The organism is Streptomyces sp. NBC_01198 (assembly GCF_036010485.1).
Classification (GTDB): domain Bacteria; phylum Actinomycetota; class Actinomycetes; order Streptomycetales; family Streptomycetaceae; genus Actinacidiphila.
This window is the reverse complement of sequence record NZ_CP108568.1, coordinates 4,566,606-4,581,610: the sequence shown is the minus strand read 5'-3', so window position 1 is coordinate 4,581,610 and position 15,005 is coordinate 4,566,606. Positions and strand designations below refer to the sequence as shown.

Sequence of the window (15,005 nt, the reverse complement as noted above, 5' to 3'; positions counted from 1 at the left end):
CTTACGGCTTACCGCTTAGCGCTTACGGCTCGCTCAGAGGAAGGAGTTGATCTCGATGGTCTCGGTGCGGCCGGGGCCGACGCCGATCGCGGAGACCGGGGCGCCGGACATCTCCTCCAGCGCCTTGACGTAGCTCTGCGCGTTCTTGGGCAGGTCGGCGAAGGTCTGCGCCTTGGTGATGTCCTCCGACCATCCGGGCAGGTATTCGTAGATCGGCTTGGCGTGGTGGAAGTCGCTCTGGCTGTACGGCAGTTCCTCCACCCGGCGGCCGTCGATCTCATAGGCGACGCACACCGGGATGCGCTCCCAGCCGGTGAGGATGTCCAGCTTGGTGAGGAAGAAGTCGGTCAGGCCGTTGACGCGGGTGGCGTAGCGGGCGATGACCGCGTCGAACCAGCCGCAGCGCCGGTTGCGCCCGGTGGTGACGCCGAACTCGTGGCCGACGGTGCGCAGTCGCTCGCCGTCCTCGTCGAACAGCTCGGTGGGGAACGGTCCCGAGCCCACACGCGTTGTGTACGCCTTGAGGATGCCGATCACCCGGGTGATCTTCGTGGGACCCACCCCGCTGCCGGTGCAGGCTCCGCCGGCGGTCGGGTTGGACGAGGTGACGAAGGGATACGTGCCGTGGTCGACGTCGAGGAGCGTGCCCTGCCCGCCCTCCATGAGCACGACCTTGCCCTCGTCCAGCGCCTGGTTGAGCACCAGCGTGGTGTCGGCGACGTAACCCCTCAGCCGGTCGGCGTAGCCCAGGTATTCCTCGACGACCTGGTCGGTGCTGATCGCCCGCCGGTTGAAGATCTTGACCAGCACCTGGTTCTTGTCCTGCAGCGCCGCGTCGACCTTCTGGTGGAGGATCGATTCGTCGAAGAGGTCCTGGACCCTGATGCCGACCCGGTTGATCTTGTCCGCGTACGCCGGGCCGATGCCGCGCCCCGTGGTGCCGATCTTCCGGTTGCCCAGGAAGCGTTCCGTCACCTTGTCGATGGTCTGGTGGTAGGGCGTGATCAGATGGGCGTTACCGCTGATCAGCAGTTTGGACGTGTCCACGCCGCGCTCGTCGAGTCCGCTCAGCTCGGAGAGCAGGACCGCCGGGTCGACCACGACACCGTTGCCGATCACCGGAGTGCATCCCGGTGACAGGATGCCGGAGGGGAGGAGATGCAGTGCGTATTTCTGGTCGCCGACGACCACCGTGTGGCCGGCGTTGTTGCCGCCCTGGTAGCGGACCACGTAGTCGACGGAGCCGCCGAGCAGGTCGGTGGCCTTCCCCTTGCCCTCGTCACCCCACTGAGCACCGAGCAGCACAAGTGCGGGCACAGGCGTACACCCCTTCCGGGCGGGGCATGTCCAACGTGCAGAGAGCCGTCGAACCTGCCCCGGAATAGACGAAGCCCCTGACGCAAAGGCGCAAGGGGCTCTTGCACCGAGATTTTACCTGAGGAAGGACCAAGGTGTCGGCTCACCCTCCCGGGCATCCTCCGCCGGACTCCGTCCAGCGGTGGCCCCTGCTGCTGGTCATCGATCCGGCGGCACGCGCGACCGACGGCGAGTCCGTACGTATCGCGAAGGATGTCCTGTGTGCGGGCGCGCCCTCGGTGAAGATCGTCTTCCCCGAGTCCGCGGAGGAGGCCGAACGCGCCCTGGCCCACCGCGGCCGGCGGCACCCCGTGGTGCTCGGCGACGACCTGGCCCTGCTGCGTACGGTCCGCGCGCTGCACCGTGACCGGACCCTGCACGAGGCGCCGGTCTCGCTGGTGCCGATCGGGCCGCGTTCGGCGCTGGCCCGCGCGCTCGGCGTACCGGGCGACGTGCCCGCGGCGGCCCGCGCGGTGCTCGACGGCATGCAGCGCGAACTCGACCTGCTGGTCGACGAGAGCGGCGGCATCGTGCTCGGCGCGCTGAGCATCCCGTGCGACAGCCCGGTCTCGCCGTCCGGCGCGCACTGGTGGACGCCGGTGGAGAAGACCGCCCGCTCGCTGGTGCGCACCCTGACCGCGCCGATCCCGGCGGGCAGCCACCAGCCGCCCCGGCAGCGGTTGCGGGTGGAGGCGGACGGCGTGCTGCTCGCCGACCTCGACCAGCCGGTGCAGGAGGTCTCGGTCCGCCCGGCCCCGGCCGGCTTCGCCGAGGTCTACGTCCGGCGGATGGAGGGCGCCTCGCACGTACGGGCCAGGGCGCGCACGATCACCGTCTCGGGGCGGGACTTCCGCTACCGCGCCGACTCGGCGGTCACCGGTCCGGTGCGGACCAGGACGTGGACGGTGGAGCCGGCGGCCTGGCGGCTGACGGTGCCGCGCCACTGACGGGACGTCATCCCGCGGCGGCCGGACCTGCGGGCGGCCCGACCCGCGGGCGGCGGGGCCCGGGCCTCACCAGCCGACCAGCAGCTCCTCCACCCCGCGGATCACGTAGTTGGGCCGCCAGCGCGGCTCCGACAGCAGCTTCATACCGGGGGCGTGCCGCAGGAAGGTGCCGAAGGACGCGCCGAGTTCGACCCGGGCCAGCGGGGCGCCCAGGCAGTAGTGGATGCCCGCGCCGAAGCTGACATGCCGGTTGTCGGCGGCCGGGCGGCCGACGTCGAAGCGGTCGGGCGCCTCGAAGCGGGCCGGGTCGCGGTTGGCCGAGCCGAAGAGCAGGGCGACCTCCGAGCCGCGCGGGATCACCGTGCCGCCGACCTCGATGTCGTCGAGGACCCAGCGCTCGAAGAGCTGCAAGGGGGTGTCGTAGCGCAGGATCTCCTCCACGCCGTCCTGCAGCCGCTCCGGCCGGTCCTGGAGGATCCGCAGCTGGTCGGGATGCCGGAAGAGGCTCAGCCAGCCCAGGGTGGTGCTGTTGACGGTGGCCTCGTGGCCGGCGTTGAGCAGCAGCACGCAGGTCGAGACCATCTCCTGCTCGCTGAGCACGTCGCCGTCGTCCTGGACCGCGATCAGCGCGCTGATCAGGTCCTCGCCCGGTTCGGTGCGCCGGGCGGCGATCAGCTCCCGCAGATAGCCGGAGAACTCCTCACTGGCCGTCACCGCGGCACGGGCGGCGTCCTCGCCCGGGTTGAGCTCGAACATCCCGGTCATCGCCGCCGACCAGGGCCGCAACTGGTCGCGGTCCGAGGCCGGTATGCCCAGCATCTCGGCGATGACCGCCACCGGCAGCGGCTCGGCGACCCTGGCGTGCAGGTCGCCGCCGCCGTCGGCGTGGAAGGCGGTGATCAGTTCGGCGGCCAGCCGCTGCACGGTGGGCACCAGTTCCTCCACCGTGCGGGGGGTGAAGGCCTTGGCGACCAGCCGGCGGATCCGGGAGTGCGCGGGCGCCTCCAGGTCGAGCAGGCCGTTGTTGTTCAGCACGGTGAACGGTTCGAGCTCGGCGGGCGGCGGGGTCCGGCCGAACTCCTCGTGCGTGAAGCGGTGCAGATACGTACGGCCGAGCCGCCGGTCCCGCAGCAGCGCGTTGACGTCGTCGTAGTGCGGGATCAGCCACTGCCGGGTCGGCTCGTAGTAGTGCGCGCGGCCGGCCGCGCGCAGTTCCCCGTAGGCCGGGTAGGGGTCGGCGGCGAAGGCGCGGGAGCCGGGGGTGAAGACGCTGGAAGGAAGAGTCATGGCAGGTCGATGAGTCCGTGTTCGCGCAGGTAGTCGAGTTGCGCGCGGACTGAGAGCTCCGCGGCGGGCCACAGTGCCCGGTCGACGTCGGCGTAGACGCGGGCGACCACCTCGGCCGGGGTGCGCAGCCCGGACTCGATGGCGGTCTCGACCTGGGCGAGCCGGTGGGCACGGTGGGCGAGATAGAACTCGACGGCGCCCCGGGCGTCGCCGAGCACCGGGCCGTGGCCCGGCAGGACGGTGTCCACGGCGCCGTCGACGGTGAGCGCCTGGAGCCGCCGCAGCGAGTCCAGGTAGTCGCCGAGCCGGCCGTCGGGGTGCGCGACCACGGTGGTGCCGCGGCCCAGCACGGTGTCGCCGGTCAGCACCGCGGCGTCCGCTGGCAGCAGGAAGGACAGCGAGTCGGCGGTGTGGCCCGGGGTGGCCACCACCCGCAGTTCCAGGCCGCCGGTGGTCACGGTGTCGCCCGCGCCCAGCCCCTCGTCGCCCAGCCGCAGCGCCGGGTCCAGCGCGCGGACCGGCGTACGGGTCAGCTCGGCGAAGCGGGCCGCGCCCTCGGCGTGGTCGGGGTGGCCGTGGGTGAGCAGGGTCAGGGCGACCCGCTTGCCCGCCTGCTCGGCAGCCGCGACGACCCGTGCCAGATGGGCCTCGTCCAGCGGGCCGGGGTCGATGACCACGGCCAGCGGGGAGTCCGGTTCAGCGACGATCCAGGTGTTGGTGCCGTCCAGCGTCATCGGTGAGGCGTTCGGGGCGAGCACGCACAGCGCGCGGGCGGTCGCCCATCCGCCGACCGTGTCCCGCGGCTGCCCCGGCACCGTCCCGGCGGTCACCGGCCCCCATCCCCGGGGGCGGCGGTGCGGGTGAAGTCGTCATGGCCCGGCCAGGTCAGCACGACCGCGCCCGCGGGGTCGACGGTGGCCGTCGCGATGACCGGGGTGAGGTCACCTACCGGTGCGGCGGCCAGCGCGGCGGCGGCCGAACCGTACGGGAGCAGGTCGCGCAGCATCGTGACGGTCGGCGGCAGCATCGTCAGCTCGCCGCCGTCGTAGCCGGCCAGGGCGTCGGCGGGCCGCAGCCAGACGGTGCGGTCCGCCTCGCCCGACACGTCCCGGGTGCGCTGGCCCGCGGGCAGCAGGGCCAGGAAGAACCAGGTGTCGTAACGGCGCTCCTCGAACTCCGGGGTGATCCAGCGCGCGCACGGCCGCAGCAGATCCGTGCGCAGCACCAGGCCGCGGCGGTCCAGGAAGTCGGCGAAAGCCAGCTCGTGGCCGACCAGGGCGTTGCGGTCGGCCTCCCAGTCCTCGCCGGTGGTGTCGGCGACGACGGTGCCGGCGTCCGGGCCGGCCAGCAGCACGCCGGACTCCTCGAACGTCTCGCGCACCGCCGCGCACACCACCGCCTGGGCCGCGGCCGCCCCGACGCCCAGCAGCCCGGCCCACTCCTCCAGCGCCGGCCCGGCCCAGCGCACCGGCCGCTCGTCGCGCGGGTCGACCCCGCCGCCAGGGAAGGCGTAGGCGCCGGCGGCGAAGGCCATCGACGCGCGGCGCCGCAGCATGTGCACCGCCGGGCCACCGTCTTCGCCGGTGTCCCGCAACAGCAGCACGGTGGCCGCACGCCGCGGCACCACCGGCGTCAGCTCCCCCCGGGCCAGCGCCCGGATGCGCTCCGGCCAGGCCGCGGGCACGGCCCCGCCGCTCATCATGCTCATGCGGCGGAGCCTACGTGGCTGCGCCGCCATGTTCGACCCCCCGCCTCAACCCCCACCGGGGGCGCGGGTCGCCCTCTCACCCCACCGGGGCGCGGGTCGTCCCCGACCCGAAGGGACTATTGCTGCCGAACCCGTACCACCGGCCGGCCGGTGGGGGTTGGGCGCGCGGCAGGTCCCCGCGCCCCTGGTGGTTGGCCCCCGCCGAGGAGCCGAGCCCTCAGGGGCGCGGGGAACGGCGCGACCAGCCCCCACCGTCGGTCGCGTGGCGACGCACCGCCACCACCCCAGGGGCGCGGGGAACTGCGCGAGGAGCCCACCACCGGGGCGCGGGTCGTCACCGGCCCGGAAGGGCACTTGCTGTCGGAGACGGACCACCGGCCGGTGGCGGGCGGAGCGGAGTCCCCCGGACCGGAGGTCACGGTGCCAGTTCGACCTGGAGTTCGACTTCGACGGGAGCGTCGAGGGGAAGCACCGCGACGCCCACCGCGCTGCGCGCGTGGACGCCGCGGTCGCCCAGCACCTCGCCGAGCAGCTCGCTCGCCCCGTTGACGACACCGGGCTGCCCGGTGAAGGAGGGGTCGGACGCGACGAAGCCGACGACCTTCACCACCCGCGCGATGCGGTCGAGGTCACCGGCGACCGACTTCACCGCCGCCAGCGCGTTGAGCGCGCAGACCCGCGCCAGCTCCTTGGCCTGCTCCGGCGTGACCTCCGCGCCAACCTTGCCGGTGGCCGGCAGCTTGCCGTCCACCATCGGGAGCTGGCCGGAGGTGTAGACGTAGTTCCCCGACCGTACGGCCGGCTGGTAGGCCGCCAGCGGGGGCACGACCTCGGGCAGCGTCAGGCCCAGCTCGGCGAGCCGGGTCGCGACCGTCCCGCTCACGCCTGCTTCTCCCGCTTGAGGTACGCCACCAGCTGCTCGGAGTTGTTGGGCCCGGGCACCACCTGGACCAGCTCCCAGCCGTCCTCGCCCCAGGTGTCGAGGATCTGCTTCGTCGCGTGCACGAGCAGCGGCACGGTCGCGTATTCCCACTTCTTCGCCATGCCGCGACTTTATCGCCTCGCCGGGACCCAGGGCGTGGCCCGCCCCATCAGTGGTTAGGCTCGCAAGGTGAGCGCTCATCAGTCATCCGCCGTCAGGCTCCACATCGTGACCGGCAAGGGCGGCACGGGTAAGACCACGGTCGCCGCCTCGCTGGCACTCGCCCTCGCGGCGGAGGGCCGGCGCGTACTGCTGGTCGAGGTCGAGGAGCGGCAGGGCGTGTCCCAGCTGTTCGAGACCGAGGCGCTGCCGTACGAGGAGCGCCGGATCGCCTCCGCTTCCGGTGGCGGGGAGGTGCACGCCCTCGCCATCGACGCCGAGCTGGCGATGCTGGACTACCTGGACATGTTCTACAAGCTCGGCCGGGCGGGCCGCGCCCTGAAGAAGCTCGGGGCGATCGACTTCGCCACCACCGTCGCCCCCGGCATCCGGGACGTCCTGCTCACCGGCAAGGTGTGCGAGGCGGTCCGCCGCAAGGACAAGGCGGGCTGGCCGGTCTACGACGCCGTCGTGCTCGACGCCCCGCCCACCGGACGTATCACCCGCTTCCTCAACGTCAACGACGAGGTCGCGGGCCTGGCCAGGATGGGCCCGATACACAACCAGGCGCAGGCGGTGATGCGGGTGATCAAGTCGCCGCAGACCGCGATCCACCTGGTGACGCTGCTGGAGGAGATGCCGGTCCAGGAGACCATGGACGGCGTCGCCGAGCTGCGGGCCGCCGGCCTCCCGGTGGGCGCGGTGATCGTCAACATGGTGCGCCCGGTGCTGCTGGGCGACGCGGACCTGGCCAAGGCCGCCGCCGACCGCAGCGCCGTGGCCGTCGGCAAGCGGCGCACGGCGGTGGCCAAGGCGCTGTCGCAGGCCGGGCTGGGCGGCGCCCGGCGCGGCGGTGTGGCCGAGCGGCTGGTCGACCCGCTGCTCGCGCAGGCCCACGAGCACGCCCAGCGGGTGGTCCTGGAGCGCGAGCAGCGCGCCGAGATCGCCGCGCTCGGCCTGCCGGTGCGCGAGCTGGACCTGCTGAGCGACGGCGTCGACCTTGGCGGCCTCTACCGGCTGGCCGACAGCCTGCGCAAGCAGGCCGTGCCTGGCCTGACGGACGCGCCGGGTCCGGTGGAGGTCGGCGAGGAGCTCGACGAGCTGGCCCACACGGTGGCACAGGAAGAGGATCCGGACGAGGACGAGGAAGCGTGAGATGAGCCTGGAGAGCCCCGTACTGGCGATCGACCCGCTGCTCGACGACCAGAGGACCCGGATCGTCGTCTGCTGCGGCTCCGGCGGCGTCGGCAAGACCACGACGGCCGCGGCTCTGGGCGTACGGGCGGCGGAGCGCGGGCGTACGGCGGTGGTGCTGACCATCGACCCGGCCCGCAGGCTGGCCCAGTCCATGGGGCTGACGGAGTTGGACAACACCCCGCGCGAGGTGGCTGGAATCGATCGGTCCGCCGGCGGCTCGCTGCACGCGATGATGCTGGACATGAAACGGACGTTCGACGAGGTCGTGGTCCAGCACTCCGACCCCGAACGGGCCAGGGCGATCCTGGAAAACCCTTTCTACAAGTCGCTGTCCGCCGGTTTCGCCGGCACGCAGGAGTACATGGCGATGGAGAAGCTGGGCCAGCTGCGTGCCCAGGACGCCTGGGACCTGATCATCGTGGACACCCCGCCGAGCCGCAGCGCGCTGGACTTCCTCGACGCCCCCAAGCGCCTCGGCTCGTTCCTCGACGGCCGCTTCATCAAGCTGCTGATGGCCCCGGCGAAGGTCGGCGGCCGGGCCGGGGTGAAGTTCCTCAACATCGGGATGTCGATGATGACCGGCACCCTGAGCAAGGTGATGGGCGCGGGCCTGCTGCGTGACATCCAGACCTTCGTCGCGGCGATGGACACGATGTTCGGCGGTTTCCGCACCCGCGCGGACGCCACGTATCGGCTGCTGCAGGCGCCGGGCACCGCGTTCCTGGTGGTCGCGGCGCCGGAGCGGGACGCGCTGCGGGAGGCGGCGTACTTCGTGGAGCGGCTGGCCGACGAGGACATGCCGCTGGCCGGGCTGGTGCTGAACCGGGTGCATGGCAGCGGGGCGGCCCAGCTGACCGCGGAGCGCGCGCTGGCGGCGGCGGAGGCGCTGGAGGACTACGCGGCCGACAGCGCCGAGGAGGGCGGCGCGGAGGGCTCGGACGGCGCCGGCGGCGCGGAAGAGGCCAGGTCCGGGGCCGCCGCGGAAAATCTTGCCGGCGGCGGCATTGTCGATCACGGTGCCGGGCATGCTGACTCCCGGCAGAGCAGCCGCGGGGGCACCGGCAGCACCGCCGGTACCACAGGCACTGCCGGCACCGACCGGGCGGATGGCGCCGACGACGCCGACAGCACCGGCGGTACGGAGCGGCTCGCCGCCGGACTGCTGCGCCTCCATGCGGAACGCATGCAGGTGGTCGCGCGTGAACGACGCACCCGCGACCGCTTCGTGTCGGTCCATCCGGAGGTGCCCATGGTGGATGTCACCGCCCTGCCGGGCGACGTGCACGACCTGGAGGGCTTGCGGGCGATCGGACAGGAACTCGCGGAGGGTCAGCCCGCCGCGGCGTAGTCGTCCTCGTCACCGAGGGGCAGCAGGCCGGTGCTGCGCTCGTACTCGGTGCGGGCGGTCTCCAGCAGCCGTCGCCAGGAGGTCACCATCGGGCGGCGGCGCAGCAGTGCCCGGCGCTCCCGCTCGGTCATGCCCCCCCACACCCCGAACTCCACCCGGTTGTCGAGCGCGTCGGCCAGGCACTCGGTGCGGACCGGGCAGCCGGTGCACACCGCCTTCGCCCGATTCTGCGCCGCACCCTGGACGAACAGTTCGTCCGGATCCGTCGTCCTGCATGCGGCCTGCGTGCTCCAGTCGGTTACCCAGCTGCTCATGCTGGCGCCGTCCTCTCCCGAATCGAGGCTCCCCCACGGCGGCAACCGGCATATTCACCGGTGCCAGTTGGGACGTTACGGAAGGTAGGCGCGACGCAACAGCCCTTTCAGGCCCAATCTTGCATGGCCCGAATGGACTATGCGTGCCCAGCAGATCACCCAACGGAGTGACCGCAGGTCATATGGGAACTATGGGGTGATCCAGTGAGGTATCACCCGCCGAATGGACCAAGTCCTCCGGCATATACCGAATTTCGGGCACTTCTCATCACTCACACGAGTGACGACGGGGGACAGTGATGCGCCGACGTTCGCATCCTGTCTGTTACACACTAGGCGAACACCTGGGCGTACGTCCGGGGAATCGCCACGTAGGCTGCCTCCATGGCTCACAAGCGTTCGGGCGGGGGGCTCACGACGGCCCAGCAGGCCGCCAAGTTCCTCGGCGTCAGCGTCCTGGCCGGCGCGGTCCTGGCAGGAATAGCCCTGCCGGCCGCCGGTGCACTCGGCCTGTCCGCGAAAGGTACGGCGGCAGGCTTCGACGACCTACCGGGAGAGCTGAAGGCTCCGCCCCTCAGCCAGGCGTCCAAGATCCTGGACTCCAAGGGCGGGCTGATCGCCACCGTCTACTCGCGCGACCGCACCGTGGTCCCGATCACGGCCATGAGCCCGAACATCCTCAACGCCCTGGTGGACATCGAGGACTCGCGTTACTACGAGCACGGCGCCCTCGACGTCAAGGGCATCCTGCGCGCGCTCAGCAACAACGCCTCCGACGGCGGCACCCAGGGCGCGTCCACGCTGACCCAGCAGTACGTCAAGAACGTCTTCGTGGAGGAGGCGGGCGACGACGCCACCAAGGTCGCCCAGGCCACCCAGCAGACCGTCGGCCGCAAGATCAAGGAGATGAAGTACGCGATCCAGGTCGAGAAGGAACTCGGCAAGAAGAAGATCCTGGAGAACTACCTCAACATCACCTTCTTCGGCGAGCAGGCCTACGGCGTCGAGGCCGCCGCGCAGCGCTATTTCAGCACCACCTCGAAGAACCTCACCCTGACCCAGGCCGCGCTGCTGGCCGGCCTGGTGCAGTCGCCGAGCCGCTACGACCCGATCAACGACGTGAAGGCCGCCACCGACCGGCGCAACACGGTGCTCGCCCGGATGGCCCAGCTCAAGGACATCACCCCGGCGCAGGCGGCGGCCGCCGAGAAGGCCCCGCTCGGCCTCAAGGTCAGCTCGCCGAAGAACGGGTGCATCACCGCCGTGAACGGCGCCGGCTTCTTCTGCGACTACGTGCGCGAGACGTTCCTGCAGAACGCGGCCTTCGGCAAGACCAAGACCGCCCGGCAGCAGGCCTGGGACATCGGCGGTCTGACGATCAGGACCACGCTCGACCCCAAGGCGCAGGCGTCGCTGCTCAAGGGCCTCGGCAAGCACGTGTACAAGACGGACAAGTTCGTCGCCGCCGACACCATGGTGCAGCCAGGCACCGGCAAGATCATCGCCATGGGCCAGAGCAAGCCGTACGGCTTCGGCAAGAACCAGACCCAGCTCAACCTGTCGGTCGACAAGAACATGGGCAACAGCGGCGGCTTCCAGAACGGCTCGACCTTCAAGCCGATCACGGCGGCCGCGGCCCTGGAGGCGGGGTTCAAGCCCGACCAGTCCTACCCGTCGCCGTACAAGCTGGACACCTACCCCGACGTCAAGAACTGCGCCGGACAGACGCTCCACTACAAGGACGTCGGCACGCAGAACGAGATGCCGAGCGAGGTCGGCCCCTTTGCCATGCCGGACGCGCTCAAACACTCGATCAACACCTATTTCGTCGCGCTTGAGGCGGACGTCGGCCTCTGCCCGATCGTGAACATGGCCGCCAAGCTCGGCTTCGCCCGGGCCGACGGCCGGCCCCTTGAGCAGAGCGCCGCGCTCACCCTCGGTGTCAACGAGGTGTCGCCCCTCACCGTCGCCGCCGCCTACGCGGCCTTCGCCAACCGCGGCGTCTACTGCACGCCCATCGCCATCGAGTCGGCCACCGGCCCGAACGGCAAGAAGATGACCGTGCCGAAGAGCCTGTGCAGCAGGGCCATGTCGCAGAACACCGCGGACACGCTGAACAGCATGCTCAAGGGCGTCGTCGACGACGGCACCGGCAAGGCGGCCGACCTCCCCGGCCGCGACACGGCGGGCAAGACCGGTACGACCGACGACCGCAAGGACGCCTGGTTCGCCGGCTACACCCCCTCGCTGGCCTCCGCGGTCTGGCTGGGCGACCCCTTCGGCCAGGGCATCAAGGGCATGCGCCTGGCGATGGACGACGCCCACCCCAAGATCAACGGCAACAGCGACCCGGTCAAGATCGGCCCGAAGTCGTACGCCAAGGTCGAGGGTGCGACCGGCCCGGCGCCGATCTGGCGCGACGCGATCCTCGGCGCGCTGAAGGGCACGCCGAACGAGCACTTCATCACCGTGCCGCTGCCCGACTCGCCATCGAAGAACAAGCCGGGCGACCCCGGTGACCCCACCCAGCCCCCCGGTGACGGCAACGGCGACGGGAACGGCGACGGCAAGGGCCACGGCCCCGGCGGCACCACGACAATCGGCGCCACCACCGGCGGCCAGCCGAGCCTCCCGGGCTTCCCGCCCGGCCAGACCACGGGCGGCGGCGGCACGGCGGGCGCCGCAGGCGGCGGAGCCGCCGGAGGAGCCACGGCCGGCGGCAACGGCCGCTCCGGCGGGAGCAGCGGCGGCGGGCCGTGAGGCCGGCGGTAGGCGGCTGCTGAGCAGGCTGAGCAGGTAAGGGGCGCCCTCTTGGGAGGGCGCCCCTTACGTTGTGCGTTGGACGGGCGGGGGGCGGGCGTGGCCGCGGTTCGGCCGGGCAGCGGGCGTACCCGCGGGTTCGGCCGGGAGCGGCGCGTTCGGGCAGGCGCGGGCAGGCGCGCGGGTACAGGCGTCAGGCCACAGGGCTCAGGCCCCAGGCTCCCGGCCCCCAGCCCCCAGGCTTCAGCCCGCGAGCTGGCGCTTGACCTCGGCGGCGACCCGGCCGCCCTCGGCGCGCTTGGCGACCTTGGGGTTGACCAGCTTCATGACGGCGCCCATGTTCTTCGGCCCGGTGGCGCCGGACTCGGCCACGGCCTCCCGTACGATCGCGGCGATCTCCTCGTCGGTGAGCTGCTGCGGCAGATACCCGGCCAGCACCTCGCCCTCGGCCCGCTCCCGCTGCGCCGACTCGGCCCGGCCGCCCTGCTCGAACGCCTCGGCCGCCTCGCGCCGCTTCTTCGCCTCCCGGGTGATCACCGTCAGCACCTCGTCGTCGGAGAGCTGCCGGGCGGTGGTGCCGGCGACCTCCTCCTTGGTGATGGCGGTCAGCGTGAGCCGGAGCGTGGCGGAGCGCAGTTCGTCACGGCCCTTGATCGCCGTGGTGAGGTCGTCCTGAAGTCGCTGCTTGAGCGTCGTGGTCATACCCCGATTTTCGCACCACCGCGACCGGCCGCCCCGCATTAACCCCGCCCGTTCCCCTCTCACCCCTCCCGGCCCGTCCGACCCGGCCGCCCCGTATCCCGCCCCCGTCGCCCGTACCTGCGGCGTCCCGGACTCTGACACGATGGGGGCATGCGCGCGCGATACGGAGTACCCCTCGGAGTGACGGCGGCAGGCGCGGCCTGCCTGGCCTATGCGGCCGGTTTCGAGGCGAGGTCGTACCGGCTGCGCCGGGTGGACGTCCCGGTGCTGCCGCCCGGGATGCGGCCGATCCGTATCCTCCAGCTGTCCGACATCCACATGGTCTCGGGCCAGCACAAGAAGCGCCGCTGGCTGCAGTCGCTGGCCGGCCTGCGCCCGGACCTGGTGGTGAACACCGGCGACAACCTGTCCGACCCCACGGCGGTCCCCGAAGTCCTCGACGCCCTGGGCCCGTTGCTGCGGTTCCCGGGCACGTACGTCTTCGGGTCGAACGACTACTACGGCCCGAAATTCCGCAACCCGGGCCGCTACCTGGTCGAGAAGGCCCGCGGCCAGCACGGCCTGAACGGCAAGAGCGGCGGCGGCCACGGCATCATCCGCAACCCCTGGGGCGACCTGCGCGACGCCTTCGACGCGGCCGGCTGGGTCGGCCTGAGCAACACCCGCGGCCAGGTCAAGCTCGACCACGGTCCGATCCTGGGCCTGACCGGCCTGGACGACCCGCACATCAAGCGCGACCGCTACTCAGCGGTAGCCGGCGGCCCCGACCCGGACTCCGACTTCAACCTGGCCCTCGTCCACGCCCCCTACCTGCGCGTTCTCGACGCCTTCACGGCCGACCGCTACCCCCTGATCCTGGCCGGCCACACCCACGGCGGCCAGCTCTGCATCCCCTTCTACGGCGCCCTGGTCACCAACTGCGACCTCGACACCGACCGCGTGAAGGGCCTCTCCACCCACACCGCCACCGGCTCCACCTCCTACCTCCACGTCTCCGCAGGCTGCGGCACCAACCGCTACACCCCCCTCCGCTTCGCCTGCCCCCCCGAGGCCACCCTCCTGACCCTGACCCCCGCCAAAACCGGATTTCGCTCCCAGCCCCAGGTCCGCTAAAGTAAACCCCGTTGCACCGGGGTGTGGCGCAGCTTGGTAGCGCGCTTCGTTCGGGACGAAGAGGCCGTGGGTTCAAATCCCGCCACCCCGACGGTATAGCAGCAGGTCAGGGCCCCGATCCTTCCGAGGATCGGGGCCCTGAGTCGTTCCCGGGGGCGTCTTGGGAGCCATTTGGGAGCCAACCTCAACATGCGGCTCCCCGGCGGGAGAGGCCCGGCTCGGCGGAACGCCTGAGACGGCCCTCACGACGGCGCTACGGTCGCCTCCACGGATTGCCGACCCGGGGGGATGCCACATGCAGGAAAGATCAGCGGAACGGGGCTTGGGGGCCGTGACGACATCCGGACCTCTCATCGCCGGCGAAGTCTCCCTGCCGGAGGTCATGGCCCGGCTTCAGCAGGACCGCCCGGTCTTCCACTCCGAGCGGGACCTCCAGCACAGCTTCGCGCGCGTGCTCTGGGAGCTGGCGCCCAAGATCCAGTCCAGGCTGGAGGTCCGCCAGAACGCCCGGGATGCCGTCGGCGCCGAATACCTCGACCTGCTTTGCATCGGCCCCTTGGGCCGTACGGCCATCGAGTTCAAGTACTTCACAACGCAGTGGACCGGAACGGCCGGGCAACCCCCGGAGGAGTACGCGCTGAAGTCCCACGCCGCCACCGACCTGGCCCGCTTGGGCTTCGTCTCCGACATCGCCCGCCTGGAGCGCTTCGGCAACCGCCCCGACCAGAACGGCCTGGCCCTCCTCATCACCAACGCAGTTGGCCTGTGGACACCGCCGAAGCAGAGGAGCAGCCGCGACCGCGACTTCCGCCTCCACGAGGGCCGCACCCTCCCGAACGAACTGCTCTGGGCCGGCGGCGACTACCCAGACAACACGCGAAACCTAAGCGGCTCCTACACGCTCCACTGGCAGCCCTACTCACTGCAAGACGGACTCGGGGGCGAATTCCGCTATCTCGCCGTCGTCACCGACCCCGCCCACCAAGCCCCACGGTAGAGCCGTAGTGCCAGACCAACGGCAGCAGCCACGGAGCACCGATGACCGTCGAGGCTGCGTGTCTGCCCCGCCTCAGTCGTAACGGCATCAAGTCCAGCGCGGAAGGCGAGATCGTCTGGCGCCAGCCCACGTTAAGTGGGGCCGATCTCGCTCTTGTGTCGGCGGTTCTTCGCGATCTGGAAGGCGCAGCGCACC

The 15,005-nt window shown here is 71.6% G+C and carries 14 protein-coding genes and 1 tRNA gene; 7 read left to right on the top strand and 8 right to left on the bottom strand.

Annotation, left to right across the window (positions count from 1 at the left end):
• Positions 1 to 33 precede the first annotated feature (33 nt).
• Entirely contained in the window at positions 34 to 1,317 is a 1,284-nt protein-coding gene (locus OG702_RS20500) for an adenylosuccinate synthase (protein ID WP_327290361.1), read from the bottom strand.
• Between the two features lie 134 nt (positions 1,318 to 1,451).
• On the opposite strand from OG702_RS20500, the gene OG702_RS20495 reads away from it, so the two are divergent.
• Positions 1,452 to 2,303: a diacylglycerol kinase family protein gene (locus tag OG702_RS20495; protein ID WP_327290360.1), complete on the top strand. Its 852-nt coding sequence runs from the start codon at positions 1,452 to 1,454 to the stop codon at positions 2,301 to 2,303.
• 66 nt (positions 2,304 to 2,369) lie between these two features.
• On the opposite strand, the gene OG702_RS20490 is transcribed toward OG702_RS20495, so the two are convergent.
• The 5 genes from OG702_RS20490 to OG702_RS20470 all read right to left on the bottom strand — a co-directional run bounded on the left by OG702_RS20490 (position 2,370) and on the right by OG702_RS20470 (position 6,342).
• Positions 2,370 to 3,590 carry a cytochrome P450 gene (locus tag OG702_RS20490; RefSeq protein ID WP_327290358.1) on the bottom strand — a complete coding sequence of 407 codons (1,221 nt, stop codon included), beginning with the start codon at positions 3,588 to 3,590 and terminating at the stop codon, positions 2,370 to 2,372.
• On the bottom strand, positions 3,587 to 4,420 hold the full coding sequence (locus OG702_RS20485; protein ID WP_327290357.1) for an MBL fold metallo-hydrolase: 834 nt from the start codon (positions 4,418 to 4,420) through the stop codon (positions 3,587 to 3,589). Before OG702_RS20485 ends, OG702_RS20490 begins: the two co-directional genes overlap by 4 nt.
• The gene (locus OG702_RS20480) at positions 4,417 to 5,298 is read right to left on the bottom strand and encodes an NUDIX hydrolase (protein WP_327290356.1); all 882 of its coding nucleotides are present in this window, start codon (positions 5,296 to 5,298) and stop codon (positions 4,417 to 4,419) included. Before OG702_RS20480 ends, OG702_RS20485 begins: the two co-directional genes overlap by 4 nt.
• Before the next feature lie 415 nt (positions 5,299 to 5,713).
• On the bottom strand, positions 5,714 to 6,181 hold the full coding sequence (locus tag OG702_RS20475) for a RidA family protein (RefSeq protein ID WP_327290355.1): 468 nt from the start codon (positions 6,179 to 6,181) through the stop codon (positions 5,714 to 5,716).
• Entirely contained in the window at positions 6,178 to 6,342 is a 165-nt protein-coding gene (locus OG702_RS20470) for a DUF4177 domain-containing protein (RefSeq protein WP_327290353.1), read from the bottom strand. Before OG702_RS20470 ends, OG702_RS20475 begins: the two co-directional genes overlap by 4 nt.
• 67 nt (positions 6,343 to 6,409) lie before the next feature.
• Here OG702_RS20470 and OG702_RS20465 point away from each other — a divergent pair, with 67 nt between their 5' ends.
• Together OG702_RS20465 and OG702_RS20460 are read left to right on the top strand one after the other, a co-directional pair.
• Positions 6,410 to 7,534, top strand: coding sequence for an ArsA-related P-loop ATPase (locus tag OG702_RS20465; protein WP_327290352.1), 1,125 nt, complete (start codon positions 6,410 to 6,412; stop codon positions 7,532 to 7,534).
• A gap of 1 nt (position 7,535) precedes the next feature.
• A complete protein-coding gene (locus tag OG702_RS20460; RefSeq protein ID WP_327290350.1) occupies positions 7,536 to 8,924 on the top strand; it encodes an ArsA family ATPase in 1,389 nt (462 codons plus the stop codon).
• Here the strand turns inward: OG702_RS20460 and OG702_RS20455 are convergent.
• Positions 8,906 to 9,238 (bottom strand): WhiB family transcriptional regulator, encoded by a 333-nt coding sequence (locus tag OG702_RS20455; protein ID WP_033175459.1) that lies wholly within the window; start codon positions 9,236 to 9,238, stop codon positions 8,906 to 8,908. The two genes, OG702_RS20460 and OG702_RS20455, sit on opposite strands and share 19 nt — an antisense overlap.
• Before the next feature lie 384 nt (positions 9,239 to 9,622).
• On the opposite strand from OG702_RS20455, the gene OG702_RS20450 reads away from it, so the two are divergent.
• Positions 9,623 to 11,998 (top strand): transglycosylase domain-containing protein, encoded by a 2,376-nt coding sequence (locus OG702_RS20450; protein ID WP_327290349.1) that lies wholly within the window; start codon positions 9,623 to 9,625, stop codon positions 11,996 to 11,998.
• Between the two features lie 243 nt (positions 11,999 to 12,241).
• Here OG702_RS20450 and OG702_RS20445 read toward each other — a convergent pair whose 3' ends face one another.
• Positions 12,242 to 12,700, bottom strand: coding sequence for a GatB/YqeY domain-containing protein (locus OG702_RS20445; protein WP_327290348.1), 459 nt, complete (start codon positions 12,698 to 12,700; stop codon positions 12,242 to 12,244).
• Positions 12,701 to 12,850: 150 nt separating this feature from the next.
• Here OG702_RS20445 and OG702_RS20440 point away from each other — a divergent pair, with 150 nt between their 5' ends.
• The 3 genes from OG702_RS20440 (at position 12,851) to OG702_RS20430 (ending at position 14,810) form a co-directional block, all read left to right on the top strand.
• Entirely contained in the window at positions 12,851 to 13,813 is a 963-nt protein-coding gene (locus OG702_RS20440) for a metallophosphoesterase (RefSeq protein WP_327290347.1), read from the top strand.
• Between the two features lie 17 nt (positions 13,814 to 13,830).
• Positions 13,831 to 13,904 (top strand) — tRNA-Pro (locus OG702_RS20435).
• 240 nt (positions 13,905 to 14,144) lie between these two features.
• Positions 14,145 to 14,810 carry a hypothetical protein gene (locus OG702_RS20430; protein WP_327290346.1) on the top strand — a complete coding sequence of 222 codons (666 nt, stop codon included), beginning with the start codon at positions 14,145 to 14,147 and terminating at the stop codon, positions 14,808 to 14,810.
• Positions 14,811 to 15,005 lie beyond the last annotated feature (195 nt).

Excerpts from the sequence above, each read along its gene's own strand:
- OG702_RS20460 (WP_327290350.1), top strand. The coding sequence starts at position 7,536 with ATGAGCCTGGAGAGCCCCGTACTGGCGATCGACCCGCTGCTCGACGAC.
- OG702_RS20455 (WP_033175459.1), bottom strand. The coding sequence starts at position 9,238 with ATGAGCAGCTGGGTAACCGACTGGAGCACGCAGGCCGCATGCAGGACG.
- OG702_RS20470 (WP_327290353.1), bottom strand. The coding sequence starts at position 6,342 with ATGGCGAAGAAGTGGGAATACGCGACCGTGCCGCTGCTCGTGCACGCG.
- OG702_RS20445 (WP_327290348.1), bottom strand. The coding sequence starts at position 12,700 with ATGACCACGACGCTCAAGCAGCGACTTCAGGACGACCTCACCACGGCG.
- OG702_RS20450 (WP_327290349.1), top strand. The coding sequence starts at position 9,623 with ATGGCTCACAAGCGTTCGGGCGGGGGGCTCACGACGGCCCAGCAGGCC.
- OG702_RS20440 (WP_327290347.1), top strand. The coding sequence starts at position 12,851 with ATGCGCGCGCGATACGGAGTACCCCTCGGAGTGACGGCGGCAGGCGCG.
- OG702_RS20490 (WP_327290358.1), bottom strand. The coding sequence starts at position 3,590 with ATGACTCTTCCTTCCAGCGTCTTCACCCCCGGCTCCCGCGCCTTCGCC.
- OG702_RS20480 (WP_327290356.1), bottom strand. The coding sequence starts at position 5,298 with ATGAGCATGATGAGCGGCGGGGCCGTGCCCGCGGCCTGGCCGGAGCGC.